The organism is Zobellia uliginosa (assembly GCF_018860745.1).
In the GTDB taxonomy this organism is placed as follows: Bacteria; Bacteroidota; Bacteroidia; order Flavobacteriales; family Flavobacteriaceae; genus Zobellia; species Zobellia uliginosa_B.
In genome coordinates this window covers 408,079-434,770 of sequence record NZ_JAHKPY010000003.1, presented here as the reverse complement: position 1 = coordinate 434,770, position 26,692 = coordinate 408,079, and the positions used below count along the sequence as shown (strand labels likewise).

The 26,692-nt window shown below is 36.7% G+C and carries 14 protein-coding genes; 5 read left to right on the top strand and 9 right to left on the bottom strand.

The window, feature by feature from the left end; all coding sequences use genetic code 11:
* Positions 1–124: 124 nt before the first annotated feature.
* The 3 genes from KO521_RS05640 to KO521_RS05630 form a co-directional block, all read right to left on the bottom strand.
* A complete protein-coding gene (locus KO521_RS05640; protein ID WP_215938932.1) occupies positions 125–1,228 on the bottom strand; it encodes a twin-arginine translocation signal domain-containing protein in 1,104 nt (367 codons plus the stop codon).
* A 63-nt stretch (positions 1,229–1,291) separates the two neighbouring features.
* Positions 1,292–2,809: a DUF1501 domain-containing protein gene (locus KO521_RS05635; protein WP_215938931.1), complete on the bottom strand. Its 1,518-nt coding sequence runs from the start codon at positions 2,807–2,809 to the stop codon at positions 1,292–1,294.
* A 25-nt stretch (positions 2,810–2,834) separates the two neighbouring features.
* Positions 2,835–6,083 carry a DUF1553 domain-containing protein gene (locus tag KO521_RS05630; protein WP_215938930.1) on the bottom strand — a complete coding sequence of 1,083 codons (3,249 nt, stop codon included), beginning with the start codon at positions 6,081–6,083 and terminating at the stop codon, positions 2,835–2,837.
* Positions 6,084–6,314: 231 nt separating this feature from the next.
* Here KO521_RS05630 and KO521_RS05625 point away from each other — a divergent pair, with 231 nt between their 5' ends.
* On the top strand, positions 6,315–7,178 hold the full coding sequence (locus tag KO521_RS05625; protein WP_215938929.1) for an AraC family transcriptional regulator: 864 nt from the start codon (positions 6,315–6,317) through the stop codon (positions 7,176–7,178).
* 3 nt (positions 7,179–7,181) lie between these two features.
* On the opposite strand, the gene KO521_RS05620 is transcribed toward KO521_RS05625, so the two are convergent.
* The 6 genes from KO521_RS05620 to KO521_RS05595 all read right to left on the bottom strand — a co-directional run bounded on the left by KO521_RS05620 (position 7,182) and on the right by KO521_RS05595 (position 22,656).
* Positions 7,182–8,504, bottom strand: a complete 1,323-nt coding sequence (locus tag KO521_RS05620) for a Gfo/Idh/MocA family protein (RefSeq protein ID WP_215938928.1) — start codon at positions 8,502–8,504, stop codon at positions 7,182–7,184.
* On the bottom strand, positions 8,501–10,243 hold the full coding sequence (locus tag KO521_RS05615; RefSeq protein WP_354668195.1) for an arylsulfatase: 1,743 nt from the start codon (positions 10,241–10,243) through the stop codon (positions 8,501–8,503). Before KO521_RS05615 ends, KO521_RS05620 begins: the two co-directional genes overlap by 4 nt.
* 102 nt (positions 10,244–10,345) lie before the next feature.
* Positions 10,346–14,584: a two-component regulator propeller domain-containing protein gene (locus tag KO521_RS05610; RefSeq protein ID WP_215938926.1), complete on the bottom strand. Its 4,239-nt coding sequence runs from the start codon at positions 14,582–14,584 to the stop codon at positions 10,346–10,348.
* Between the two features lie 56 nt (positions 14,585–14,640).
* Entirely contained in the window at positions 14,641–17,931 is a 3,291-nt protein-coding gene (locus KO521_RS05605) for a VCBS repeat-containing protein (protein ID WP_215938925.1), read from the bottom strand.
* 71 nt (positions 17,932–18,002) lie between these two features.
* On the bottom strand, positions 18,003–19,571 hold the full coding sequence (locus KO521_RS05600) for a RagB/SusD family nutrient uptake outer membrane protein (RefSeq protein WP_215938924.1): 1,569 nt from the start codon (positions 19,569–19,571) through the stop codon (positions 18,003–18,005).
* 16 nt (positions 19,572–19,587) lie between these two features.
* Positions 19,588–22,656, bottom strand: coding sequence for a SusC/RagA family TonB-linked outer membrane protein (locus tag KO521_RS05595; protein WP_215938923.1), 3,069 nt, complete (start codon positions 22,654–22,656; stop codon positions 19,588–19,590).
* 344 nt (positions 22,657–23,000) lie between these two features.
* Between KO521_RS05595 and KO521_RS05590 the strand changes: the two genes are divergently transcribed.
* The 4 genes from KO521_RS05590 to KO521_RS05575 all read left to right on the top strand — a co-directional run bounded on the left by KO521_RS05590 (position 23,001) and on the right by KO521_RS05575 (position 26,678).
* Positions 23,001–23,807 (top strand): SDR family oxidoreductase, encoded by an 807-nt coding sequence (locus KO521_RS05590; protein ID WP_215938922.1) that lies wholly within the window; start codon positions 23,001–23,003, stop codon positions 23,805–23,807.
* Positions 23,808–23,858: 51 nt separating this feature from the next.
* Entirely contained in the window at positions 23,859–25,061 is a 1,203-nt protein-coding gene (uxuA, locus tag KO521_RS05585; RefSeq protein ID WP_215938921.1) for a mannonate dehydratase, read from the top strand.
* A 385-nt stretch (positions 25,062–25,446) separates the two neighbouring features.
* Positions 25,447–26,157: a Bax inhibitor-1/YccA family protein gene (locus KO521_RS05580; protein ID WP_215938920.1), complete on the top strand. Its 711-nt coding sequence runs from the start codon at positions 25,447–25,449 to the stop codon at positions 26,155–26,157.
* A gap of 89 nt (positions 26,158–26,246) precedes the next feature.
* A complete protein-coding gene (locus KO521_RS05575; RefSeq protein ID WP_215938919.1) occupies positions 26,247–26,678 on the top strand; it encodes a YybH family protein in 432 nt (143 codons plus the stop codon).
* The last annotated feature ends 14 nt before the right edge of the window (positions 26,679–26,692 follow it).

Genomic DNA, 26,692 nt, shown 5'->3' with positions numbered 1-26,692 from the left:
CTTGAGACCTTAACCCGAAAATTACGCATATTTGAGACAGAGCTATAAAAGAAATGATCAATTATTAGCCACAAATGTCTTTGTGTAACTTATTTGTAATTAAACGTAAGTAAGCTGACAGACCCTATACCCGTTCTAATTTAACCGGAGGCGTTCTGTTGGCGTTCCATTGACATACGTAAAGGTTCTTGTCTTCATCTACAAAAACATCGTGTCCATGATTAAAAACCGCTTTTTCCGATTGATACATTTGTTGCAGTTTGCCATTTTTATATTCAGGTGCATCGCCTCCAGGATTGGAAACTACCTTGTTTTCACCATCCATAATGGTTACAAAGCCAGAATTGCTAAACCTATGCCCTTGCTTATTTTCGGACCAACATACGCCAGCGTAGATATTTTCATCATCAAGAACGGGACGACAGACATACGCTCCCGGTAACTCAACTGTTTTAATAAATTTTCCTTCTAAAGTGAAAAACTTAAAACTTTTATCAGAGCGAGAAGTAACCACAAGCACTGGATTTTGCTTGTCCCTATAATCTATGGCAACACCGTGAGCGTTATGAAGATTATAATTTTTATCGCTATTATCATGACCACCCCATTTGCGGATGAATTCACCTTTACCGCTAAACTGAAGAATAAAGTCAGAGCCGTAACCATCCGCTACGTAAATATCCCCATTTGGACCTATAGCGGTCTCCGTAGGCAAATATTCTTGTTCTTGCGTATAGACACCAATCGTATGTGGATCAGGAAGATTAAACAAAAGACGGCCATCAACAGTGGTTTTACTTACAGTTCCTGCCTGTTTACTCCATTTACCGGTTCGATTTACAAACCACCCACAATCCACAATATACAACATGTCCTCACCTCCTTCATCATGAAGCGTAAGCCCGTGTCCGCCAGGGTAACGTGTTCCCCAATAATCCAGAAGCTTTCCCGATTTATCAAAAATCAAAATATTATTATCCGTATGGTCTCCTAACATGATAAGCCTTCCCTTACTGTCCATTTGCATTTCATGACAGTTCAGTATCGGGTTGTGAGCAACAGACATTTGTGCCCAATCCTTAACTACTTTGTACTTATAATCGCCGTGACCTATGATTTGATCTTCCAATGCGGTTTTCTTTAAGATATTAAATCCAAAAGATGTTGTGGTAGTTAAAGCGGTGGCGCCCAATGCCGATTTCTTAAGAAAGCTTCTTCTATTGCTCATATAATACTAGTGGTTTTATTGTGGTGGTAATTTACTATGAAAGTTAACTAAAAGCAGGTAAATCTAGGTCAATAAATCCTTTACTACATGACCGTGTACATCCGTGAGACGGTATCTTCTACCTTGATGTTTAAATGTTAACCGTTCATGATCAATACCGAATAAATGCATTAGCGTAGCATGAAAATCGTGTACATGTACCGGGTCTTTGGTTACATTGTAACTAAAATCATCCGTGGCACCATATGAAAACCCAGGTTTTACACCTGCTCCGGCCATCCACATAGTAAATGCTTTCGGGTGATGATCGCGACCGTAATTTTCACTTGTTAGTTGACCTTGAGAATACACCGTACGACCAAATTCCCCACCCCAAACAACAAGCGTATCTTCAAACATGCCACGTTGTTTTAAATCTTTAATCAAAGCAGCGGTAGCTTGATCAGTCTTTTTAGATTGACTTTTTACTCCTCCTGGGCAGTAATTATGTTGATCCCATCCTTGGTGATATAATTGCACAAACTTCACTCCTTTTTCTAGCAGTTTTCTTGCCATTAAACAGTTTGCAGCGTAAGTACCAGGGTCACGACTATCTTCTCCGTACATATCAAAGATATATTCAGGCTCATTGGTCAAATCAGTTACTTCCGGAATGGAGGTCTGCATTTTAAAAGCCATTTCGTACTGAGACATACGCGATTGAATTTCTGGATCACCGTAAGCATCCGTCTGTAATTCATTCAAATGTTTTAAATAATCCAACATATCCCTTCTATCATTACCATCGTAATTTTCAGGGTCGCTCAAATAAAGTACCGGGTCTTTTCCCGATCTAAATTGCACTCCTTGATGTTCTGTTGGTAAAAATCCGTTACCCCATAAACTAGCTTTTAGAGGTTGTCCTTTTCCATTTTTTGAAACCAAAGCAATGAATGTAGGCAGGTTTTCATTATCCGAACCTAAACCATAACTTAACCATGAGCCTATTGCGGGTCTTCCAGGCAATTGATTTCCCGTTTGCATAAACGTAATGGCAGGCGTATGGTTGATTTGATCTGTTTGCATACTTTTAATGAAACATAAATCATCTACAACCTCGGACAAATAAGGCATAGCATCACTTACCCATGCCCGTGATTCTCCGTATTGTTTAAATTTAAAGGTTGATGGTGCTATGGGCAACGTACTTTGACTACCGCTCATTCCTGTAAGTCTTTGACCACTTATGACCGAATCCGGTAATTCTTGACCAAACATATCCGATAGCTTAGGCTTATAATCGAACAAATCCATTTGGGAAGGTCCACCACTCTGAAAAAGATAGATTATTCTTTTGGCCTTTGGTGCATGGTGCGGTAAACCCAATCGGTTCTTATTATAGACCTTTAAAATCTCTTCTTCCGTACTGTTCATGCCAATACCGGCAAATGCTTTTTCAGCACCTAATAAACTGCCCAGTGCCATGGCTCCAATACCAAGCGAGGTCTGTTTTAAGAAATGTCTTCTATCTAACTGTTTCTCTATTTTTTTAAAATCGTTATTGTTAGAAGTCAATTTGCTATGGTGGTGATTATTACACATACTTTCTTTTGTTAGCTGTTAACTATTATCTTTTGGTGATAGTGGCATCTGCGTTCATAATGGTACTTGCTACCACTGCATTGGCAGCTATAGATGCTTTATCATCCGTTTCTGAAACTTTAAAAGCCCCGGTTTGTAACCAACCTTTTGCTTTATCCAAATTAGTACTGAACTTTTTGTATTCCTTATTTTGAAGCTTGGCCAAAACATCCAATTCTTGATCGGTAATATTTCTACCTGCAAGCTTTTTGAAGGTTTGTGCTATACCTTTCCGTACGTCCTCTGCCTCCGTCATTTGTTTCCCTAAAACTCTAGAGGCCTCTATATATGTAGGATCGTTCAATACTACCAGTGCCTGTAATGGCGTATTTGTTTTTTGTCTTCTACTGGTACATAAATCCCTTGTAGGCGCATCAAAAGTTGAAATCGTTGGATTAGGCACGGTACGCTTCCAGATGGTATACATACTACGTCTATACAAACCTTCTTCTCCATCTTGAACATAGGTATCTCCATTTACTTTCCACAATCCATCCGGTTGATAGGGTTTCACACTCTTACCACCTACCGTTTCATTCAATAAACCTGAAGCATAAAGGGCATTATCCCTTAACATTTCACCGGAAAGTCTGGTTGAAGGCCCTCTTGCCAACCATTTGTTTTCTCCGTCTACTTTAAGAAGCTCTTCACTTATGACAGAACTTTGTTGATAGGTGCTAGACATCATGATGGTTTTATGTAAGGCCTTTACATCCCAACCAGATTCTACGAATTGAATTGCCAACCAATCCAGTAATTTTGGATGACTGGGTAGCTCTCCTTGATTACCGAAATCTTCTGAGGTCTTAACCAACCCTCTTCCAAAAAGATTTTGCCAATATCTGTTTACCGCTACTCTTGCCGTTAATGGATTGTCTTTGTTCGTTATCCATTTAGCCAAACCTAACCTATTTTTTGGAAGGCTATCTGCCATAGGGAAGATTTCTTTTGGAACATTCGGAAATACAGAATCGGTTGGAGAGTCATAATTACCCCTATCTAAGATATAGGTCTGTCTGGGTGTGCTACGCTCTTTCATAACCATAATTTGCTTTACCGGTTCTATACTATCTACCAAAACCTCCCGGTCTTTCTTCAACGTAGCAATTGCTTCCTTATATTTTGGTGAGTTATTGAACAAATAATACTGGGCCAGTTGCGCCTTCTCTTTTTCATTGAGTGCATCACTGGATTTTGCAACCAAGTTGTTTAGTTTATCCGTAGTGCTTATTTGCATTACTTCAACATCACCTATCTCTCTATCAAAAACCATAAGGTCATCTACCGTTGCCTTTCCTATACCTTTTCCTCTCCAAATAGCCCCTATTCTAAGACCAGGTTCTACGGTTCCTTTATAAATATAATTGCTCATATTATTAAAGACAATATCTTTATACAGGTTGTCAAAAGTGGTTTTGGTCCGCAGCTTTTCTCCATCCAAATAGATGCCTATACCGTTTGCTTTACTAGAACCATCATAGGTAAGAGTTACTTGAAACCACTTCTCTTTTGGAATTTCTTTTAAAGACTCTACTACCATTGAATTATCTGGCCATACATGCGCAAATAAGGCTTCTAGCCTATTCTCCTTTACTTTTAAGTGATACCCTCTAAAGCTATGAAGTTCAGGTCCTTGCATCTTATGGTAAATTACCCCATCTTCTAAGTCTTTAGGAATAAAAACTTTAATAGAAATACTAAAAGGTTCATTACGCTTATAAATACCAATTTTGTCCAGATCTAACCATGTATCCCCGTCCATATAAAGGCCTTTACCGCTAGCTCCTTCTTTATAAACGGCTTTTTCATTATCAACAAAATGCTGACGCATCCTGATGTTATTTTTTCCGTTTCCACCAACAGCGTTCACCAGGTTTTGATTATCAAAATCAAAAGATGCGATCAACCCTTTAGGACGTGTTTTTACCGGAATATCTTTAAACGAATTACTAGCTATCCATTTTTCAAAATTATCGCGCTCTGTCTTGGCCGTAGTTTCTAACTTCTCTTCAGATTCATCTACAATCTTTTCTAGATAGGCCAATACATCTTCTTGCTCTTTAGTTGGCAATAACATTGCGGGAACAGGAGTTGCCAAGTCCCAAGGAATCAGTCCGGTCTCATCTACATTGTTAAAAAAGCCATACATCTCAAAATAGTTTTTCTGAGATATAGGGTCGTACTTATGATCATGGCATTTGGCACAAGCATAGGATAATCCTAACATACCTTGACTAACCGTTGCCGTTCTATCTGCTACATATTCCGATCTAAATTCTTCATCTATAATACCACCTTCTAAGTTTTGAGGATGCAATCTATTAAAAGTGGTTGCTAAAACTTGTTCTTTTGTTGCATTTTCAAAAAGGTCTCCCGCCAATTGCCATGTAATAAATTCATCATAAGGCATATTTTTATTAAAGGACTTTATGACCCAATCTCTCCATGGTGATGTGTCTCTATATCTATCATTACTGTAACCATGGGTGTCTGCATAACGAGAAACATCCATCCAGTCTAAAGTCATTTGTTCGCCATAATGAGTGGACGCCAATAACCGGTCTATTTGCTTCTCAAAAGCATTTTCGGATGTGTCGTTCACAAAGGCATCCATTTCTTCTAAAGTTGGAGGAAGTCCTGTTAAATCTATGGAAGCTCTTCTTAACAACAATTCCTTTTCTGCTCTTTTTGATGGTTCAAAACCCTTCTCTTCCAAAGTGGCCAAAACAAAATTATCTATCGGGCTCTGGACAAATTCCGCCTGTTTTACTTTTGGAACCTCATGTTTTACGGGTTTTAAAAAAGCCCAGTGATCCTTATATTCCGCTCCTTGGTCTATCCATTTGATCAACATAGCCTTTTCAGTTGGCGATAGAGTTAAATGCGATGACGGTGCAGGCATAATAATATCCGGGTTATCCGTCAAGATTCTTTTTACTACTTCACTATTACCTGGATTACCAGGATCTATGGAATATAGGCCAGGTGTATTTGGAGATTCTGCATAGGCCAATTCCGGGTCATGCAACTGAAGCCCACCTTTGATTTTTGCTTTATCAGGTCCGTGACAAATAAAACATTTATCGGATAAAATAGGTTTTACATGCTGATTGAAATCTACTTTTTCCGGAAGTTTCCCATAGGCGATTTCCACGTCTTCAGGAAGGTCTGGACCACCACATGAAAACAACACTAATGCGAAAGAAAAAAGGAAATAGTTTGATAATTTGAACATTATTTATGAGAAAATTTATGTTTTCCACAAAATTAAATCATTTGTTTTGTCGATTTCTTGCAGAAATCAGGCTATGAATTGTACAAATCCGATATTTTTAAAAACGGTAATTCTTGGAACAGAATGAAATAATCTATCTATAAATGGCCAATTAACAAGTAAACACAAGCTTTATTTATATATTTACCAAACGATAAAAAGTATTTAAAATCCGATAAACGAACTCTTTGCATGAACAAGGTACTTCAGTCATTAAAGCTAACTTTTTTGCATTGCGGCTATTCTAAACTGGACTCCTCTTGGGATTATGACAATGTAATTAGCCCATACTCGCGACTATATCTAGTAACCAAGGGAACCGCACGGATTTACCATAGCTACGAACAATTTGATCTAGAACCGGGGCATCTTTACCTCATTCCTAGCTTTACCTATAGCCGTTATCAATGTCAAGACCATTTAGAGCTCTACTATATTCACTTTTCCGAAGAAGTTGGTGACCACCTTTCCATTTACGACATGAAAGATTTTAATTACGACCTAAAAGCGGATGTGCAAGTTTTTGAATATTTTAAACAGCTTATACATCTACACCCCACCCGCAACTTAATGGAAAAGGACCCGAGTATATATGATAACCGAAAATTTATGGTAGAGACCGAAAAGAAAAATGAACTTTTATCTGCTAAATCTTATATTAAGACCCATGCCCTGTTACAACTTCTTTTCTCTCCATTTGTACAGAACAGCAAGAGCTTTAAATTAAATATTAGAAATGGTTTTCATGAAGTGCTCAATTACATAAAAGAGCATTTACATGAGCCCCTGACGGTAGCCGATTTGGCTGCACATAGTAACTTAAGTTCAGACCATTTTTCGAGGGTGTTTCAACAAAAATTTGGCATACGCCCCAGTAAATACATACAGACCGTTCGTTTGGAAAGATCAGAAACCTTACTGCTTACTACTAATAATACTTTGGCACAAATAGCGGGGAAAACCGGTATGGGCACAGTTTCCTATCTTTCTCGAATGTTTAAATTAAAAAATGGAGTAACCCCCGGTACCTTCAGGAAAAGAAGGCCCGGAGGATAATTTTTAGTATTTTCTATTTTTTCTACTTTTCATTTTATTAGCTTCACTATCACCAATAAATTTTTCTTTTTTAGGATCCCACTCTAAAGTACGTCCTAATTTATAGCCTATATTACAAATATTACCGACCGTAGCAGAACGATGACCAATTTCTACATCTGAGATAAGCGGAGTATCGTTCTTAATGGCATCTATCCAATTCTGATAATGATTACCTCTAGATTTTAGGCCCTCTTTATCCGTTACCTGAGATTTTAAAATACCAGGTGGGTCTGTTTCAAGATATCTCCTACTGATATCAAGATTACCTTTAGTTCCGATAAAGCGAACACCCCATCCCCTACCAAAATCTTCATGGACCATTTCAATTCCGTTTTCATAAAACATTTGCATTCCGCGTACAGCATTCTTATCTGTGGGAGGTACAAACTTCACAGGACCAGAACGGTCCATGCCTAACCCCCATTGCGCAATATCGAACATGTGGGCACCCCAGTCAGTCAGAATACCTCCTCCAGTTTCGCTAAAAAGTCTCCAGTCAGGAAAAAATGCTGCACTGTTAGGTGGTGATAATCTTTCATTATAAGGTAACAAAGGAGCTGGACCACACCATTGATCCCAATCTACCTGAGACGGCACAGGTTCCGATTTCATATTAAATGGAACTGCAGGATCACCTACATTAACAAGCACTTTTTTGATATCGCCTAAATGTCCGTTCCGCACCATTGCGGTAGCCTTTTGAAAAGTTGCCCACGAACGTTGCATGCTTCCGGTCTGAAGAACCTTACCCGTTTTTTTAACGGTCTTCACCATATCAATTCCCTCTTGAATTTTGAGAGTCAAAGGTTTTTCACAATACACGTGTTTACCCGCTTCCATTGCTCCAATAGCCTGAATGGCATGCCAATGGTCAGGTGTGGCAACAATAACAGCATCAATATCATCCCTATCTAAAATTTCAAGATAATTGCCCGTAACGGTTAAACCATTATACTCTTTTTGATTTCTTTTATCCGCATATAGTTTGTTTACATGTGCCTTAAACCATTCGTTTTTGGTAGTCCACACATCAGATCCCGCAACGATTTGAGCTTCATCCGTATTCGCCAAAAAGGCATTGGAAAGGGTAATACTCTGCTTACCCAAACCGATATAACCTAGGTTTACTTTATCACTTGGTGCAATGAAACCTTTTCCCAAAACGTGTCTCGGAACTATACTGATTGCACCCGCTGCAAGCGCTGTCTTGGAAATAAACGATCTTCGGGATAGTACAACTTTTTGATTTAAATTTTTGGCTACAGTTATTTTGGTCTTTTTCATACGTTGTCCTTTTTATCAATAACAATATAATATGCAGGTATTTTTGCTCCGTCTACCGTAAAAAAGTCGGTACGAAGTTCATAACTTCCTTTCTTCAATTTACCTTCTAAAAGGGCATATGGTTTAGCAGGGTCAACACTTGCTTTAATCAAAGTATCACCTAATTCTACTTCTGCACTGTTGTAGTCAATACTCCTGCCCACCGGCAATGCATCAATGGTTGATGTACCCGTAATTTGGTCCGCGGCAGCGTTGAGGGCCAAACCAGACTCTGGAGGATACCTATATAATTTGAATTGATAATTACCATCTTCAACAACATTAATACTATAATAACCAGTTGGAGAAGATTTTCCTTGGCGGATTTGCACTTGGTTCCATGGAATACTTTCATCTGTATGCAAATCATGAACTGTTATCGTCACCGGATTAGCCTTCTCGTGGCCTAGAGGAATTTCCGCATATCTCATTTCCGGTTCTATACTGGACCACCACTGATCATAAAACTGTTGCATTTTTTTTACCTTATCCGAGTGTTGTTCAGCAACATCATTTTTTTGTCCAGGGTCATCAACTATATTATACAACTCTTTACCATCTATAAGCCGCCATTCCGTAGTCATTACACAGCTATTTTTGCCTTTTTCGGGCCATTGGCCTCGTTGCGTATCAATGACCAACATACGTGTACTGTCTATTGCCTCCTCCAATAAAACGGATGTCATATCACTTCCATCCAAAGGTTTTTCAGAATTGAATTCAATTCCTGCCATTTTGCTCAATGTTGGAAGTAAATCTACATTTGCCACCAGTTCATTACTTTTTGAACCTTTTTCAATTTTTCCATCTGGCCAACTGATGAAAAAAGGTACTTTATGTCCCCCATCATAGTGACTTCCCTTTGTACCTCTCAAACCCGCATTATAACCTAAAATACTTCCATCTTTTCCTTTGGATATACCAGCAGCAGTTCCGTTATCTGTGGTGAAGATGATTATAGTATTATCAAATAACTTTTCGTCCTTTAAAAAAGTCACCAACTTTCCAAAGTTCTCATCAATATTGGTAATCATGCCATAAAAACGTTTCTGTGCATCGGTCAACGGAGCATCCTCATACATCTTAGCGTATGATTCCGGCACGTTAAATGGACTGTGTGCTGCATTCAACGGCAAATACAAGAAAAATGGTTGCTCTTTAGTTTTTTGAACGTACTTAATAGCTTCATTAAACCAGACATCCGTAGCATAACCCTCAACTTTTTCCGGCTCTCCATTTCTAAAATAGGTGTCGTTAAAATAAGTATTGTTCCAATAATCAGGTGTTTGTTGTGCCCCGCCACCACCATGATACAAGGTTTCTTTAAACCCTCTATTAAAAGGCCTATATGGATAATTATCCCCTAAATGCCATTTTCCAAACATAGCCGTACTATAACCATTTTCATTAAAGACCTGTGCCATTGTCCTTTCATCCTCCAACAAAATGGAACAACCGGCAATAGTATGCCAAGTGTTATTTCTATTACCATTACGCCCGGTCATAAGACCAGCACGACTTGGAGCACAAGTGGTACCCACATGAAAATTGGTAAGCTCCAAAGCTTCTTTACTAAAGGAAGTTAAGTTGGGCGTTTTAATGTATTTATTGCCATGGGAAGCCAAATCTCCATACCCTTGATCATCCGTAAAAACAATGATAATATTTGGTTTTTTATCGTCCGGTATTAGCACTGGCACTTTCTCTGTTTCTGTTTTTTTTTGCTGTCCACATGAGACGAATACTATAAAACAGACTAGCAAACAAAATTTGATATGCAGATATACTTTCATGATAATAATCTATGAGGTTGTCTTTTTTACTTTAAGTTTAGCAACATATTCACTAGGGATTACCCCAAATTGTTTTTTAAAACATTTAGAAAAATAAGATGCCGTATTGAATCCTGTTTTGTACATAATCTCCTTTACGGAAAGATCACTTTGCTCAAAAAGCTGAACAGCTCTTTTAAGTCGAATATTTCTAATGAATTCACTTGACGAAAGCCCGGTAATCTCTTTAAATTTCATGTATAGATTACTGCGACTATACCCCATTTCTTTTACCAACATCTCCACATTAAAATCAGTATTCATCATATGTTTTTCCACAATTTCAATTGCTGTTTGCAGAAAAGATTCATCTACGGATGTTACCGCTATTTCTGTTGGCTGTAGCGTTATGTTACGTGTAAACTGCTTACGCAGTTCGTCTCTTTGTTTCAATATATTTGCTAAGGTGAGCTGAAGAAGTTCCATTTCAAAAGGTTTTCTGATGTAGCCTTCCACACCTAGCTTTAAGTTTTCTATCTCACTTTCTTCAGAAGCCTTCGCCGTTAACATGACCACGGGAATATGACTTGTTTCTTTATTCGCCTTTAGCTTTTCACAGAATTCAGTACCGTTCATTACAGGCATCAAAATGTCTGTTAAGATAATATTGGGCATCAAGCTTTTTGCCATCTGCAATGCCTGTTTACCATTTTCAGCTTCATAAATCACATACTCACTGTCCAAAGCCTGCTTTACCAAAGTACGGATATCCGTATTATCATCTACAATTAACAAAATAGGCAGTTTAGGCCGTGATTTTGAAACATCCTCATCAAGGATTTCATCATTTATACCTATTGCGAAGGATTCCGTTTCCGATGAGCGGACTAGAAAATCACTCTCGGAGACCTCTTTAATGCTTACCTCCGGAATGTTCATGAACGACTCTTTCTCCATAGGCAACGTCACAATAAAATCAGTTCCTTTATTTGGTTTGCTTTTAACTATAATGGAACCCTGGTGTAATTCAATTAAGTTCTTAGTAAAGGACAAGCCTATACCTGCACCTTGTAGATTTCTTGTGTCTTTTTTATCTTGAGTATTGAATCTCTCAAAAATAGTACTCACTCTATTCTTTGCGATTCCAAATCCTGAATCCCTAACTTTTATAACTACATTCTTCGGTATATCATCAGAACTAGCTTTTTTACCCACCGAGATTTCTATGGTTATGTGACCCCCATCTGGCGTATATTTAAATGCGTTTGATAAAAGATTATTCATGACCTTTTCCAAAGCATCATGGTCAAACCAAGAGATTATTGCATCTTCCGTTGCGGAAATATTGAAATCTACATTCTGTTTATGAGCTAAAAACTGAAAAGGTTGGCCAACTTCTTTAATAAAGTCTACTATATTACTGTTCCGTACTACCAAGTGCATTTTACCTTGATCTATCTTTCTGAAATCCAATAACTGATTTACCAATTTAAGTAGATAGTTGGTATTCTTGTACATGATGTTGTACTGTTCCTGAACCTTGGTCTGGCTTACTTTTGAACCATCTTTTCGTAAATACTCCAAGGGACCTTTAATCAAAGTAAGCGGTGTTCTGAACTCATGTGAAATGTTCGTGAAAAATTCCAATTTAACACGTTGCATTTCTTCTGACTTCTTCTTTTCTAGATGATCTAGTTCTAATTGATGTTTTTCACTCGTTCTAATAAAGGTATATCTCCAAAACAGCCATAAAACCCCCATTACCAATAGACCATAAAACAAATAAGCTGCGGAAGTCTGCCAAATTGGTGGGGTGATTTTTATATTTATTTCCGTTGGAGATTCATCCCATAAGCCATCATTATTAGAAGCTTTTACTTTGAATACATATTTTCCCGGACTTAAATTAGTGTAAGTAGCAAAACGTTTTGTAGAATTCGTTTGTATCCAGTCATTATCAAAACCTTTAAGCATGTAAGCAAACTGATTTTTAGAAGGTGCGGCATAGTGCAGGGCCGCAAACTCAAAAGAAAAATTGTTCTGTTTATAACCCAGCTCAATATTCTTGGTTTTATCTACACTTTTATTGAGGACTACTTTACCATTAACCTCAGATCCAACTTGTACCGATTTATTTGAAATGAGCATATCAGTTATTACCGTTTCCGGTACCTCCTCATTATCTCTAATTTCTTCAGGGTAGAAGGCATTAAACCCGTTTATTCCTCCAAATAGCATTTCACCATCCGCACGTTTTACACATGCTAATTCTTGGAATTCATTATCCTGAAGACCATCGTTCTCATTGTAGTTTTTAAAGGTCTCCTTCTTGGGGTTAAATTTTGATAAACCCATATTGGTAGATAGCCATAAATTGCTCTTACTATCTTCTAAAATACCTTTAATGACATTATTGGGAAGCCCATCACTGCCAGAATAAGAAACGAAACTATCTTCCGCGCCGTCTTTACCGGGTATGAATTTATTTAGTCCGCCGCCAAAGGTACCCACCCATAAAACTCCCGATGTACTTTGGTACAACGAAAGAATGTAATCATGGCTAATAGATTTTGGGTCGTTTGGGTCATTTTTAAAAGTCTGGAACTTAGGATTTTTTTTATATCGCTCTATCTTATCCAATTTAGAAAGCCCGTCACCCGTTGCAAACCAAACATTACCATCTTTATCCTCAAGAATATTTCTTACGATATTACTTGCTAATGCATTAGACTGCTTGGGATAGCTCTTAAAATTCATTTTGTCATACCCATCACCGTCTTTATTTTTAGTCCACCTATGTACGCCTGATATATATGTTCCTATCCACAGGTTATCATTAGAATCGCTCATAAGGCTAAACACACCATTCATAAGCTTTTGCGGAATGAAATTAGATTCTTTTATACTTTCAGGATCATCAATATCCAATAGATAAAAACCGGGAGTACTTTCCGCTCCAATTAATAGAGTTTTTTTATTGTTCAGTGTTGTTTCTGTAATTGCAAATGTTTTTGATATTGAATTAAAGCGTTTGAACTTATCATAATTACCGTCGTCATCCTCTTTGAGTAACATGTTTAGGCCTCCCCCTTCTGTACCAATCCATAACGTACCATTGCTATCTTCGTACATAGCCCTAATCTTGTCATAACTTAAACTGCTAGGGCTTGGTGTGTTTCTTATGTGGGTAAATTGTTTTCTACCTGGATCAAAAGTGTTTAAACCGCCACCATTTGTACCTACCCAAATAATACCCGTTTTATCCAAGTATAAAGATTTGATAATATTCTTGCTGATGCTACTTGCGTCTCTAGAGTCATAAGTAAAACGCTTGGCAAGTTTTGGAGGTTTCTCTGTAGAAGTGTTTTCAAAATAAAGAAGCCCGTCATTAGAACCCACCCATAGCCTATTGTTATGATCTACCAGCAATTTATTCACATTACTTTCGTAAATATTAACGAGTTTCCGTCCTTTTCCTTTAATTTGGCAAAAAAGACCAACATTTGTAGCTACCACCAATCTACCCAAATTATCTTCTGCAATACTTCTAACAATACAATCTGGCAGGCCCAGGGATTTATTGATATTACCAAAATAATTATTCCCTTTAGGGTCTTTTTTTAATATAAATAAGCCCGTTGCGCCACCAACCAGAAGTTGGCCGTTTTTATCTTCATAAATAGTATAAATAGAACTGCCTTCCCAACCCATAACAAAAATATCTTGTTCTGAATTTATATGCTGGAATTCAATATTTTGCTGAGATGCTGACAGGTCTACCATATCAAGACCATCTCGCTCACCGATCCACAATCTATTCTTACTATCTTTAAATAGGGCCGTAATGTGGTCTCCTATGATACTGGATGGATTTTCTTCATTATGAACAAATGTTTTGAAACTACCCGTAGACGCATCATAAAAATTAAGGCCCTTACCGGTTGACCCCACCCAAAGATTACCTTGGTCATCACCCGTTATGGCGGAAATAAGATTGCTACTTATCCGATTTGGCTCGTTAACACTTGGATTATGAATCGTAAATTTATAACCATCATATTTATTTAGCCCATCAAAAGTACCAAACCACATGAACCCCTGTTTATCTTGATAAATAGTATTGATGTCACTTTGGGAGAGACCGTCACTCGTGGTAATATGTTTGAAGTTGATGTTATCTTGGGCATTACAAAATACAAAAGGAACTAAAACGACTGAAAGCAGCCATATGGTTTTTAAAATCAGTCTATTTTCTATTAATAATTTCATCTATTATTTTAATGAGCATAAAAGATACTATACATAAGTGTACTATTAAAAAAAAATCACTTTTTCTGTTCAATCAATAAAAGAGAGTCATTGTTTCGAGCAAAAATAAATGCGGGTTTTTGTTGATTACCTATTTTTATTGACTTTATATCCCTTATTTCACCTGGTACGTAGAAACCACTTTCATTCATATCCAAAACCTCAAAATGGCCCTTTGAATTTCCGACCAAGACCAAGCCTATTCCCGAATCATTACGAGGTGTTTCAACCTCTGCTTCGTATAGATTGCCACCAATAAGTATATCCGGAAAATTATCTCCGTTATAATCAAAAATTTCAAATTTATTTATTGACGTAAACTGGGCCCGTGTAGGTAACTTATGAACAATAAATTCTCCGTTATTGTTTTCGACCCAAGAATTAGCAAATGTATTAGCTTTATAATGCAATGCTTTTTTCAACATTTTTTCGCCGTAAATATCATTTAAATCTGCGTTAGCAAAAGATTCAAAAGTTTCAAATCTTTTCTTTATTGCGGGTACCTGCTGAGATGAACATTCTCTGCCGCGTAAAGGCAGTATCGTTCCCTTTTTTTTGTAACTAAGTACTATATCCATACTGCCATTTTCATCAAAATCATTGGCATATACTTCAAACGGGGTTTCTTCGCTAGCTTTATACTTATAATTGAGGCCTAAGTTTCCTACAAGATAATCCATATCACCATCTGCGTCAACATCTGCTTTTTCTAAAGAATACCACCATCCTATGGAATTCGTGAATCCCAAATCATCTGTTACATCGGTAAATTTTTGACCGTTATTCTTAAAGAAGCTAATAGGCATCCATTCTCCTGTGACTATCAAGTCCATTTTGTTATCATTATCAAAATCATCCCAAACAGCAGAAGTCACCATACCCGCTTTAGACAGTTCGGGAGCTATTTTTTCCGTTACATTAGTAAATTTTAAATCTAAATCTTTTCCGCCATCGTTTCTTAGAATATAACTTTGAGCGGGGAACGGGTATTTTCCGGGAACTATTCTACCACCAACAAACAAATCTAAATCACCATCATTATCATAATCCGCAGTAACAACTTCCTGTCCGCTAGCCGTAATTTCAGGAAGTACTTTTGCACTTTTCATAAAACCTTGTGGCGTATTTATATATAATCTATCTTGATAATAATCTTTGTGTACCGAGGTATGGTTACCACCATTTACTACGTACAAATCTAAATCTTTATCGTTATCCGCATCAAAAAGTAAAACACCTGTGTCTTCATACTGTAAATCTTTCTCCCAAGGACCCGTTTTTAATGTAAATTCTCCATCTTTATCTTGAATATACATAGCACCGGAACTCCCCTTTGCATTACCTATAAAAAAGTCTTCCAATCCATCTGAATTAATATCACCTGTTGCTACTTTAGCCCCTAATTGAGAATATCTATGCGGTAATAAAGGTTCTATCTCAAAATCGTCATAAACGTCCTCTGTGTGCTTAAAGGTTGGCTTAATTATATTTGAAACTTCTGTAAAGCCATAATCTGTCTCATCTATATGATTGCTAGTTGTTTTTAAAGCATCGTACTTTACGATAAGAAGCTGATTTGAACTTACATCCTCTATCTGCTGCATCTGCCCATTTGGCCAAATTACTTTTACGGAATTATCCGTTTCAGCTTGTCCTAGCCCAAAATGAACAATTGGTTCTACACTAGACTGGTATCCTCTGGTTAATGTTAGCTCCTGAGTTTGTTTGTTGGTCTTCTCGTTAATAACAACCTTAGCACCTAAGGCAAAAGGATTGTTTTTTTCTCCTTGAAGTTTTACTCTCAGGTAGTTATTATTTTCTATGTTTTTGTTTTCATAAATTGATGCCGGTGAATCTAAATTATTAATCACTAAATCTAAATCACCGTCCAAATCCAAATCGGCATATGCAAACCCATTGGAAAAACCAGCTTTATCCAACCCCCACTCTTTGCTTACGTTAGAAAAAGAAAGGTCTTGGTTGTTCGCAAAGGCATAATTTGAAATTGGCGTACTAGGCATTAATCTGTAATCTTTATCTTTATTTTCTCCAAAGAAATTTTCAGATTTGTATTTTGCATTTACATCATTATTGTTTACATCTCTTTTTACACCATTTGATATAAATGCATCTTTCCATCCGTCATTATTAAAATCTGCAAATTGTGCTCCCCAGCTCCAATCTGTAGTAGACATGTTCGAAAATCTTGATATCTCACTAAAAACGGGTTTATTATCATGAGAGATACCGTTATTCAACTGTAAAGAGTTTTGCATGTACTGGTAGTTGAAACCTAAGTCTACTGACTCGTAAAAAGTTTCTGGGCTCATACTGGCCATATTAGTTTTTGAGCGCTTATAGTCTGCCGCTGTCATATCTACTTGAAGAATATCTGCTAAACCATCATTGTTAAAATCATTTACATCCAATCCCATACCGAACATAGAAGTATGCTTAGCCACATCCTTTGAGATTTCTGTAAAGGTCCCATCGCCATTGTTTTGGTATAAATAATCCGGAACATTAAAATCATTACTTACATATAAATCTTTAAAGCCATCATTATTAAAATCAGAAGCAACCAAACCTAACGTTAATCCAAAATTTTGTACTCCAGATTTTTCAGTGATATCAGAGAATGTTCCGTCTCCGTTGTTTTTATATAAGTGCCCAGAATCCTCATGAGCATTAAGGTCCATTTTGTTTTTATAATAATGATTGCCCATGCTTACTAAAACATTGGGGTAATTAGCAACAAATAAGTCTAAAAATCCGTCATTATCATAATCAAAGAATGTAGATTGTATAGAAATACTTTCATCTGCAATTCCATAAGAAGCTGCTTTTTCAGTAAAAGTATTGTCCCCGTTATTGATAAACAATTGGTTTGCAGTAGTACTAAACTTACCAGATACGCTTAAATAAATATCTAGATAGCCGTCATTATTTACATCGGCCATTGTGGTACCGGAATACCATCTATTATCACCTGCAATACCAGCTTTTTCCGTAATATCTTCAAATTGTAAATTCCCTTTATTAAGATATAATTTGTTAGGAGTTAGGTTACCTGTAAAATAGATATCAGATAACCCGTCATTATTTATATCTCCTGTAGACACACCTGCCCCTAAATATAAATAAGGAAATGAAAAGTAATTTAAAGTGTCATTTTCAATAATAGTATTAGAAAAGTCTACACCAGATATACTAGGACCTATCTCTATAAAATTTTTATCTACCCTGTTTTTCTTCGCGCAAGAAAAAACTATAAATAGAATAATTAAAGGAAGAACTATCTTTTTCATAGTTAAATATAAATAATATAAAAGGGAACCGTTTGTTAACGGTTCCCTTTAAATTTCCTGACTATTGATTATTAGTAACCTGGATTTTGTTTAAACCCTTCGTCATTATTATTACCATCTAATTCTGAAAGAGGAATTGCAAGGTACTCTCTTCCTGGTTTGTAAGAGCTTGTACCACCACTTTCAGATTTTAAATCTGGATTGTCAACAATTCTAGATTTCACCCTATCCCAACGTAGTAAGTCAAAATATCTAGTACGTTCAAAAGTCAACTCTTTTACACGTTCGTCTTCAATGTCTTGCAATGTAATGCTTGCAAAAGCCGGCATATCAACTCTTGCTCTTACCTCATTGATAGCGTCTAAAGCAGCTTGGGTGGACCCGTTAAGATTAAATTCTGCTTCAGCAAACATTAAAAGTACATCTGCATATCTTAATATTCTTAGGTTATTTCCAGAACTGTGCCATCCGCCATCTCTAGATTCTTTTTTACCATTAAACTTCCAATCTGCATATTTGTTTCCAAATATATTTGTACCCGCGGCATCATAGGCATCTGCATAAGATGTGTTAAGATAAGTTCTTGAGCGTAATGTATCTCCTTGGTATATTGTAATATCCTCAGTATTCCAAAAGAAAGTGGTGTACGTTCTTGGATCGTTTTCTCCGTTTACCGTTTGCTCATCCAAGAATAAATCCAAAGCCCATTGATTAACCCTCATGGTATTCTGATTGGTATACCCTACTGGAGCTAAATCTGCTTGAAACGCTGACCCAGAACCACTATTTGAAGCATCTGCGCCCCATCCTTGGTTTCCATCGGCAATTAACTGAATTTCAAATAAGGATTCTTTATTATTCTCAAATTCCTCAGTGAAATTATCCGCGTAATCCTCCATTAATTCAAAGCTTCCATCCATAATTTTAATGAATTCCGCTTTAGCTTCGGCATATTTACCTTGATATAAATACACCTTACCTAATAAACCTGTAGCAGCTTTGGCCCTAGCTCTACCTGTTTGATCTGCTGGCCACGAATCTGGCAACATGGTTTGTGCCTTCTTTAAATCTTCTTCAATTAGCGCCCATACTTCTGCAGGAGGTGCTTGCGGTAACAAATCCGGAGCTTCCATCTGATCTACTGGAATTGTTATTATAGGAACATTTAGAAAGTTGTTTATTAGATTAAAATAGTTGAAACCTCTAATAAAATAAGCTTCTCCTAATATGTTTTCTTTCTCTGCTGCTCCCATTTCTATATTGGGAACATTGAACAGAACATCATTAGCTCTTGAAACACCTCTGAATTGAGCTTCCCACATCCATTTGGGTGCATTACGGTCTGCAGTGGCATTGAATGCACCAGCTGCCGTTCGGTCAGAAGAGTTAAATCCATTTACAACATCATCCCTATAATCAGAAAGGAACACTTCAAATCTAGAGTAATACGTTATGGCAATAAATGGGCTATACGCTCCCAAAATAGCTTTATTTGCATCTTCTGCTGTACCCCAAAACGATGACGGTACCAGGATGTTTGGATTGTCCTGATTTAAAGCATCATCGGAACAATTTATATTAAGGGTTAAAAGAGCAAATATTGCCACTACACCCTTTATTGTGATTTTATTATTTTTCATTTTTCTCATTTTTTTATTAAAAAGAAACTTGCAAACCTAATTGATAACTTCTCGGAGTAGGATAATTACCTTCATCAACACCGTTATTAAATTGGCTAGTACCTCCTCTACTATTTCTGCCAATTTCTGGATAATAACCAGAATAATCACTTATTGTAAAAAGGTTAGTGGCTGAAACGTATAGTCTGATTTTGGGTATCTTTATTTTTTCTAATACATCATCCGGAAGTGTATATCCTAATTGCGCATTTCTTAAACGAAAATAAGCACCATTTTCTAAGTAAAAATCAGACATTCTACGGTTAAACCCTGGGTCTACTTGTGTGTTTCTTGGTATATTGGTATTTGTATTAGTAGGTGTCCAGGCATTTGCCGCATCCGCTAAATAATTGCCATTAAAATCAAAATATCCTCTATATTTCGTAGAGTTCAAAATTTTGTTTCCTGACACACCATTAAAGAACAAGCTTAAATCTAGCCCTTTATAATCTGCGGTTAGATTAAATCCGTACTCAAAATTAGGAATTGAACTACCTAGGTACTTTCTATCGTCGGGATCAACTCCATCACCATTAAAATCTTTAAATTTAAGATCACCTGCTATTGGGTTACCCTCTTGATCGTTAGCAGCAGCAGCTTCTGCGTCTGTTTGGTAAATTCCATCGGTTACATATCCATAGAACGAACCGATAGATTCACCTACCTCTGTTCTTGTCCCCTGTAATCCATTAGAAGTAAATCCTCCACCAACGATTGGCGCTTGCCCACCTAAAGAGGTTACCACATTATCCAAGGTAGAAAAATTAGCGGTTAAATTAAAGTTTAGATCGCCAATTTGATCTGCATAAGTCACCAAGAATTCAAAACCTTTGTTTTCTATGTTTCCTCTATTGAAAGGAATCTGATTAGAAAACCCTGTGTAAAGAGGTAATTGAATATCAACTAAAATATCTTCGGATTTTTTAATAAAATAATCCATGGTTACATTTATCTTATTATTCAATGTAGAAAACTCTAATCCGAAGTTTGTAGTTTTTGTAGTTTCCCAAAAGATATTACTATTTACACCTCTTGTAACTGCATATCCAGATTCTCTGGACTGCGTATCACCAAGAATATAAGTGCTAAATAGATTTATAGAAGGATTAATTGCATATGCATCAACATTATTAGAACCTATTTCTCCATAACCAGCTCTTAATTTAATATTAGAGACCGCATCAAAACTAGATAAAAACGGCTCATTACTTAAGTTCCATCCAATTGCCATAGAAGGAAAAGTACCCCATCTAAGATCTTCCTTAAATAGAGATGATCCATCACGACGTAAACTAGCCGTTAGCAAGTATCGATCATCAAAAGTATAGTTTAACCTTCCAAAATAAGATTGAATAGTTGTTGTGATATCTTGTGAAGGGGCTCTTTGCAAATTTTCTGAACTGAAAGCACCTGCAACACTAATGTCATTTATAGCATTTAGCGCTACTATACCTAAAGATCTAGAATTATTTTTTTGATCGGTATAACCAGCTAATACATCTACACTATGCTTATTAAAAGCTTTTTTATAGTTAAGCGTATGTTCTACTAAGGTATTTAGACGATTAGTATTGGTTTCGCTTAATTCTGATGTAGCCTTATTCGTTCCGCTATAAATAACTTGTGCATCAGGACTAAAAGTGTAGTTATTTCTTGAAGAGGACTCCATCCCTAAGTTTAACTTATAGCTTAAGCCATCAAATATTTCATAGGTACCTGAAACATTACCAATAACAGTATTTAAGGTATTAGTTCTGTCTTCTGTATCCGCGATACCTAATTCATTCGCAATTGTACCTGGACCATAAAAAGCTCCGTAAGCTGTTGTTATTCCTCTGTCCGCTCTATCATCTGCGCTCCATTCTCCAGCATCATTTCTCAATCTAATTGTAGGCAGCAAATTTCTTTCTTTATTAAAATAAGGATTAGGATTATCTACTGTTCTAGTAAGACCAATAGTGCTTTGAAGTTTAAACTTACCTTTGTCCAATCCAAAATTAGCTCTTACAGTTGTTCTCTTGAAATCTGAGAATTTAATAACCCCGTCCTGATCAAACTGATTTAAGGAAAGACTGTAAACACTGTTCTCACCACCGCCCGAAACTCTAAGATTGGTATTACTCACAGATGCAGTTCTAAAAGAATCGTCATATAAATTACTACTGTAATTAGGGTCGAATTCCGTATCATTAGCGGGATACCTTGGAACACCATCCGCATCATTAGCACGATTAACAATACCAGCATATTGTGTAGCATCGGCCCAATCTACCTGATTAATTACTTTTTGATAACCAAAGTTTGTATCTAAATCAATACTGACTTTTCCTTTCTTACCTTGTTTCGTAGTTATAATAACTACACCGTTTGCCGCCCTAGAACCGTAAATAGCAGTTGCTGAGGCATCTTTTAAAACGGAAACCGAAGCAATATCACCTGGATTTACCGTATTCATATTTCCGGTAATCATACCGTCAATTACAAATAAAGGTCCAGCGTTACTAAATGTTCCCGTACCTCTAATAGTAATTACAGAGCTAGCTCCTGGTGCACCACCTTGAGCTTGAACATTTACACCAGCCATTCTACCCTGTAAGGCTTGCGAGGCATCATTATAAGTATACTTTTCAATATCCTTTGACCCTACAGTTGCCACAGCACCCGTTAAATCTGATTTCTTCTGTGTTCCATAACCCACTACTACAACCTCATCTAAAGACTCTGCATCTTCCACAAGAGATACTTTAATACTAGTTTGGTTGTTAATAGCTACTTCTTTGGTAACAAAACCTATATAGCTTATAGAAATGGTTCCATTACCAGGGGCTTTAAGTGTAAATTTACCATCAAAGTCTGTTTGTGTACCACTCGTAGTACCTTTTACCAGAACATTGGCGCCAGGTAAAGGCTGGCCTAAATTATCTGCAACCGTACCGTTTATGGTGATGTCTTGGGCATGACCAAAAGCTATTGCCAGAAGCCATAACAATCCCGACAAATATCTGTTGGGTTGCCATTTTTTAATTTTAATTTTAGTTTGATTCATAAGTGCCTGAGTTTAATTGAGCTGTTAACATTTATTTAAGTTTCTCAAAAATGACTTTTATTTAACAATTATTTAAGAACAAATGATCATATAAATGCAACAAATGATCATATCATCATTTATAAGTGTATTTGTTACACAAAAATAGGTCTGTAACCCAATTAAACATTGAAAAATCATAATTTAAATGGCTGAGCAATTGATTTTTATTTGACTGAAAACTGTTCTTAAATCCATTGATATGGAAAATCATATCATATTTTACTTGATAAAAGAATATGACATATTCATGTCTGGGTAATCGATTAGATTGTTTTATCTTGGGCACTCATAAAACACAAACCATGTTTAACATAGAAAATAAGATTGCAGTAATAACTGGAGCGAGTGGAGCTTTAGCAAGTAGTGTAGCAAAAAGTTTAGCTAATTCTGGAGCAAAATTGGCCTTGCTTACCCGTAAAAAAAATTCTGTTGAAGCACTTTTAGATGAAATTAAAACCGTGGGCGGACACGCCAAAGCATATGAAGCTGATATTCTAAGTGAGAACTCCTTAGAAAGTGCTAAAAATCAAATTCTGTCCGATTATGGGAGAATTGATATTCTTTTAAATATTGCGGGCGGAAACCTACCAGGAGCAACGGTTGCTCCTGACCAATCTATTTTTGATATTAAGATTGATGACTTCAATAAGGTTACGGAACTTAACCTCAACGGAACACTTATTCCCTCTTTGATCTTCGGTAAGGTGATGTCCGAGCAAAAAGAAGGTGTTATCATTAACTATTCTTCTATGGCTGCAGACCGTGTTATTACAAGAGTAGCAGGGTATTCTGCTTCTAAAGCTGCTATGGAAAACTTCACCAGATGGATGTCTGTGGAAATGGCTACCAAATTCGGTAGCGGTATTCGAGTAAACGCTATAGCTCCAGGTTTCTTTATCGGAAAACAGAACAAAGCACTACTTACCAATGAAGACGGTTCTTTCACCCAACGGGGTGAGACTATAATAAGAAATACACCTATGGGCCGTTTTGGAGAAGTTGAGGAACTTAACGGTGCTATTCAGTTTTTATGTAGTGATGCCTCAAAATTTATTACAGGAATCGTACTTCCTGTAGATGGCGGTTTCAGTGCTTTTAGCGGAGTATAGAGTTTCCTTGCTGATTTAATCAATTATCAACTAATTAAGAAGTGCCTAAATATGGAACAAACATGGAGATGGTATGGGCCCAATGACCCGGTAAGCCTACAAGATATTAGACAGGCCGGTGCCACAGGTATCGTTACTGCATTACATCATATACCCAATGGAGAAATTTGGCCTATATCAGAAATAGAGAAACGTAAGAATATTTTAGAAGAAAATGGTTTGGTATGGTCCGTAGTAGAATCGTTACCTATTCATGAAAGTATAAAGACTCAGCAAGATGGTTTTGAACAACTTATAGAAAATTATAAGATTAGTTTAGAAAATCTGGCTAAATGTAACGTAAACGTAGTTTGTTATAATTTTATGCCTGTTCTTGATTGGACGCGTACTAACCTATATCATGAAGTTGAAGACGGTTCAAAGGCTCTTTTCTTTAATGCCACGGCTCTTGCTGCTTTTGACCTTTTTATTTTAAAAAGACCGAATGCCGATAAAAGCTTTACCAAAACTCAAATTGAAGCTGCCCAAGCACACTTCAACAGTATGTCCGATGATGACATCTATCAATTGGTTAAAACAATAATAGCTGGTCTACCAGGATCTTCAGAAACTTATAATATACCTAAAACTGGCATAGACCTTAGTCCGTTTCAGGCCACTCTAGACACTTATAATGGCATGGACGAAGATGATATGCGCAGCAATCTGGTCTATTTTTTGAATGCGATTATGGCCACCGCAGAAGAAAATGGAATGTTGATGTGCATACATCCAGATGACCCACCGTTTTCTATTTTAGGATTGCCTAGAATTATGACAAACGAAGCGGATTACGCTTATATTTTTGATCAGGTGAAGTCCATAAATAACGGGATGACCTTTTGTACAGGTTCTTTGGGCGCTAGGGCAGATAATGACCTTCCTAAAATGTTAAAACGTTTTGCTGACCGGATTCACTTTTTACATTTACGAAGTACAAAACGTGATGAGAATGGAAATTTCTATGAAGCCAATCACCTAGAAGGCGATGTGCCCATGTACGATATGGTAAAATTGATTTTAGAAGAAGAAAAACGAAGAAAAAACGAAGGCCGGAAGGATGCAGTTATACCTATGCGGCCTGATCATGGCCACCAAATGTTAGATGACCTCCACAAAAAAACAAACCCAGGATATTCTGCTATTGGTCGCCTAAGAGGATTGGCAGAATTACGCGGATTGGAATTAGGCATCCGGAGAGCATTCTTTGAATAATGCTTTTCAATTTAAGTGAAACCTATCTATATCTAGTTTTCTAGGCTAACAACAATTTTGCTGGCCTAGAAAATTTTATCTATTGTTTTCAAAATTAAGGTTACAAATAAATTGTGGCCATTTATTACTTCTCTATTCTACCCTTTGACGCCCAATTACATATTACAAATCATCAGCTAAAGTACTTTTATTACATAGTAAAATAACTGTTGTATTTTCTTGAGATAAAATGTAAGTTCTGCTGTTTTTGTAGCTCTATTCAACACCCATTACACATTGAAAACAAGAATGTTAGACCAAAAACGATTAAAACCGTAGTTCAACAAATAATTAGCAACATTTAGCGGATTATTTTTTTATTTGTATTACCACCTAAACCATTAACATGAAGGACTACCAGAACACTACCACCAACCAAGTGGAAAGCACACTTACCGAAACCGAACGAGCTGTCTTTTACAGAAAAACATATGCGCATTTAGCAGGTGCGGTACTGTTATTTATTCTTATAGAAACCTTATTTTTTCAAATTCCTCCCCTACTGAATTTTGCCCTATCCTTAACAGATGGTTATAGTTGGCTAATTATGTTAGGTGGCTTTTTATTCATAACCAACTATGCAGAACGTATTGCCTTAAAGAGCACGAGCAGTAAGATGCATTACTTGGCGCTTCTTATTTATGTAATTGCAGAAGCCTTTATTTTTATCCCTCTGATTTTTATCGTGTTATCATACACCGATGGAGGCTCCTTTGATATATTAAATCAAGCGGCTATTATGACGCTTTCTTTATTTACAGGACTTTCTGCCATAGTTTTATTGACAAGGAAAGATTTTTCATTTTTAAAATCTATTTTAGCCGTTGGATTCGCAATTGCACTTGGCCTTATAGTTGCAGGTATCTTATTTGGGTTTGACTTAGGGCTATTATTTAGCGGAGTTATGGTTATTTTGGCGTCTGGCTCAATTTTATACCAAACCTCCAACCTTGTCCACAAATATAAAACCCATCAATATGTAGCAGCCTCTTTAGGGCTTTTTGCAAGCCTTATGTTACTATTCTGGTATATTCTAAATATTCATACAAGCGACTAATTTTTAGGGTTTATATATTAATCGATAAGCCTTGATACAAGTATTAAGGCTTTTTTTTATCTTCATCCTATCATCAAATAAAGGACATTATGAAAAATAACAACTTGCTATTGGTTATAGGGTTTTTAATGATTTTTAGCTCATTATCCGCTCAAAATAATGATACTGAAGCTATCGAAAATATTCTAGAATCTCAAGCAGAATCATGGTCCAATCACGATTTAGAGGGATTTATGCAGGGTTATTGGAAGTCTGATGAACTTACCTATTACAGTGGTGGCAAAATAACAAAAGGCTGGCAAACCACTTTAGATAATTACAAAAAAGGTTATCCTAACAAAGAGGCTACGGGAGTTTTAAATTTTCAGATTGATGAAATCACTAAAATCAACGAAGAGTCTTATTACGTAATGGGACAATACTTTTTACAACGGGAAGTTGGCGATGCCCATGGAACTTTTATGATTATCTTTAAGAAGATAAACGGTGAATGGAAAATTATAGCGGATTCTTCTTGTTAACCTATTTTTTTCTA

Bases quoted from the DNA above. Each gene is read 5' to 3' on its own strand.
- KO521_RS05640 (WP_215938932.1), bottom strand. From the start codon at position 1,228: ATGAGCAATAGAAGAAGCTTTCTTAAGAAATCGGCATTGGGCGCCACC.
- KO521_RS05635 (WP_215938931.1), bottom strand. From the start codon at position 2,809: ATGTGTAATAATCACCACCATAGCAAATTGACTTCTAACAATAACGAT.
- KO521_RS05630 (WP_215938930.1), bottom strand. From the start codon at position 6,083: ATGTTCAAATTATCAAACTATTTCCTTTTTTCTTTCGCATTAGTGTTG.
- KO521_RS05625 (WP_215938929.1), top strand. From the start codon at position 6,315: ATGAACAAGGTACTTCAGTCATTAAAGCTAACTTTTTTGCATTGCGGC.
- KO521_RS05620 (WP_215938928.1), bottom strand. From the start codon at position 8,504: ATGAAAAAGACCAAAATAACTGTAGCCAAAAATTTAAATCAAAAAGTT.
- KO521_RS05610 (WP_215938926.1), bottom strand. From the start codon at position 14,584: ATGAAATTATTAATAGAAAATAGACTGATTTTAAAAACCATATGGCTG.
- KO521_RS05605 (WP_215938925.1), bottom strand. From the start codon at position 17,931: ATGAAAAAGATAGTTCTTCCTTTAATTATTCTATTTATAGTTTTTTCT.
- KO521_RS05600 (WP_215938924.1), bottom strand. From the start codon at position 19,571: ATGAAAAATAATAAAATCACAATAAAGGGTGTAGTGGCAATATTTGCT.
- KO521_RS05595 (WP_215938923.1), bottom strand. From the start codon at position 22,656: ATGAATCAAACTAAAATTAAAATTAAAAAATGGCAACCCAACAGATAT.
- KO521_RS05590 (WP_215938922.1), top strand. From the start codon at position 23,001: ATGTTTAACATAGAAAATAAGATTGCAGTAATAACTGGAGCGAGTGGA.
- uxuA (WP_215938921.1), top strand. From the start codon at position 23,859: ATGGAACAAACATGGAGATGGTATGGGCCCAATGACCCGGTAAGCCTA.
- KO521_RS05580 (WP_215938920.1), top strand. From the start codon at position 25,447: ATGAAGGACTACCAGAACACTACCACCAACCAAGTGGAAAGCACACTT.
- KO521_RS05575 (WP_215938919.1), top strand. From the start codon at position 26,247: ATGAAAAATAACAACTTGCTATTGGTTATAGGGTTTTTAATGATTTTT.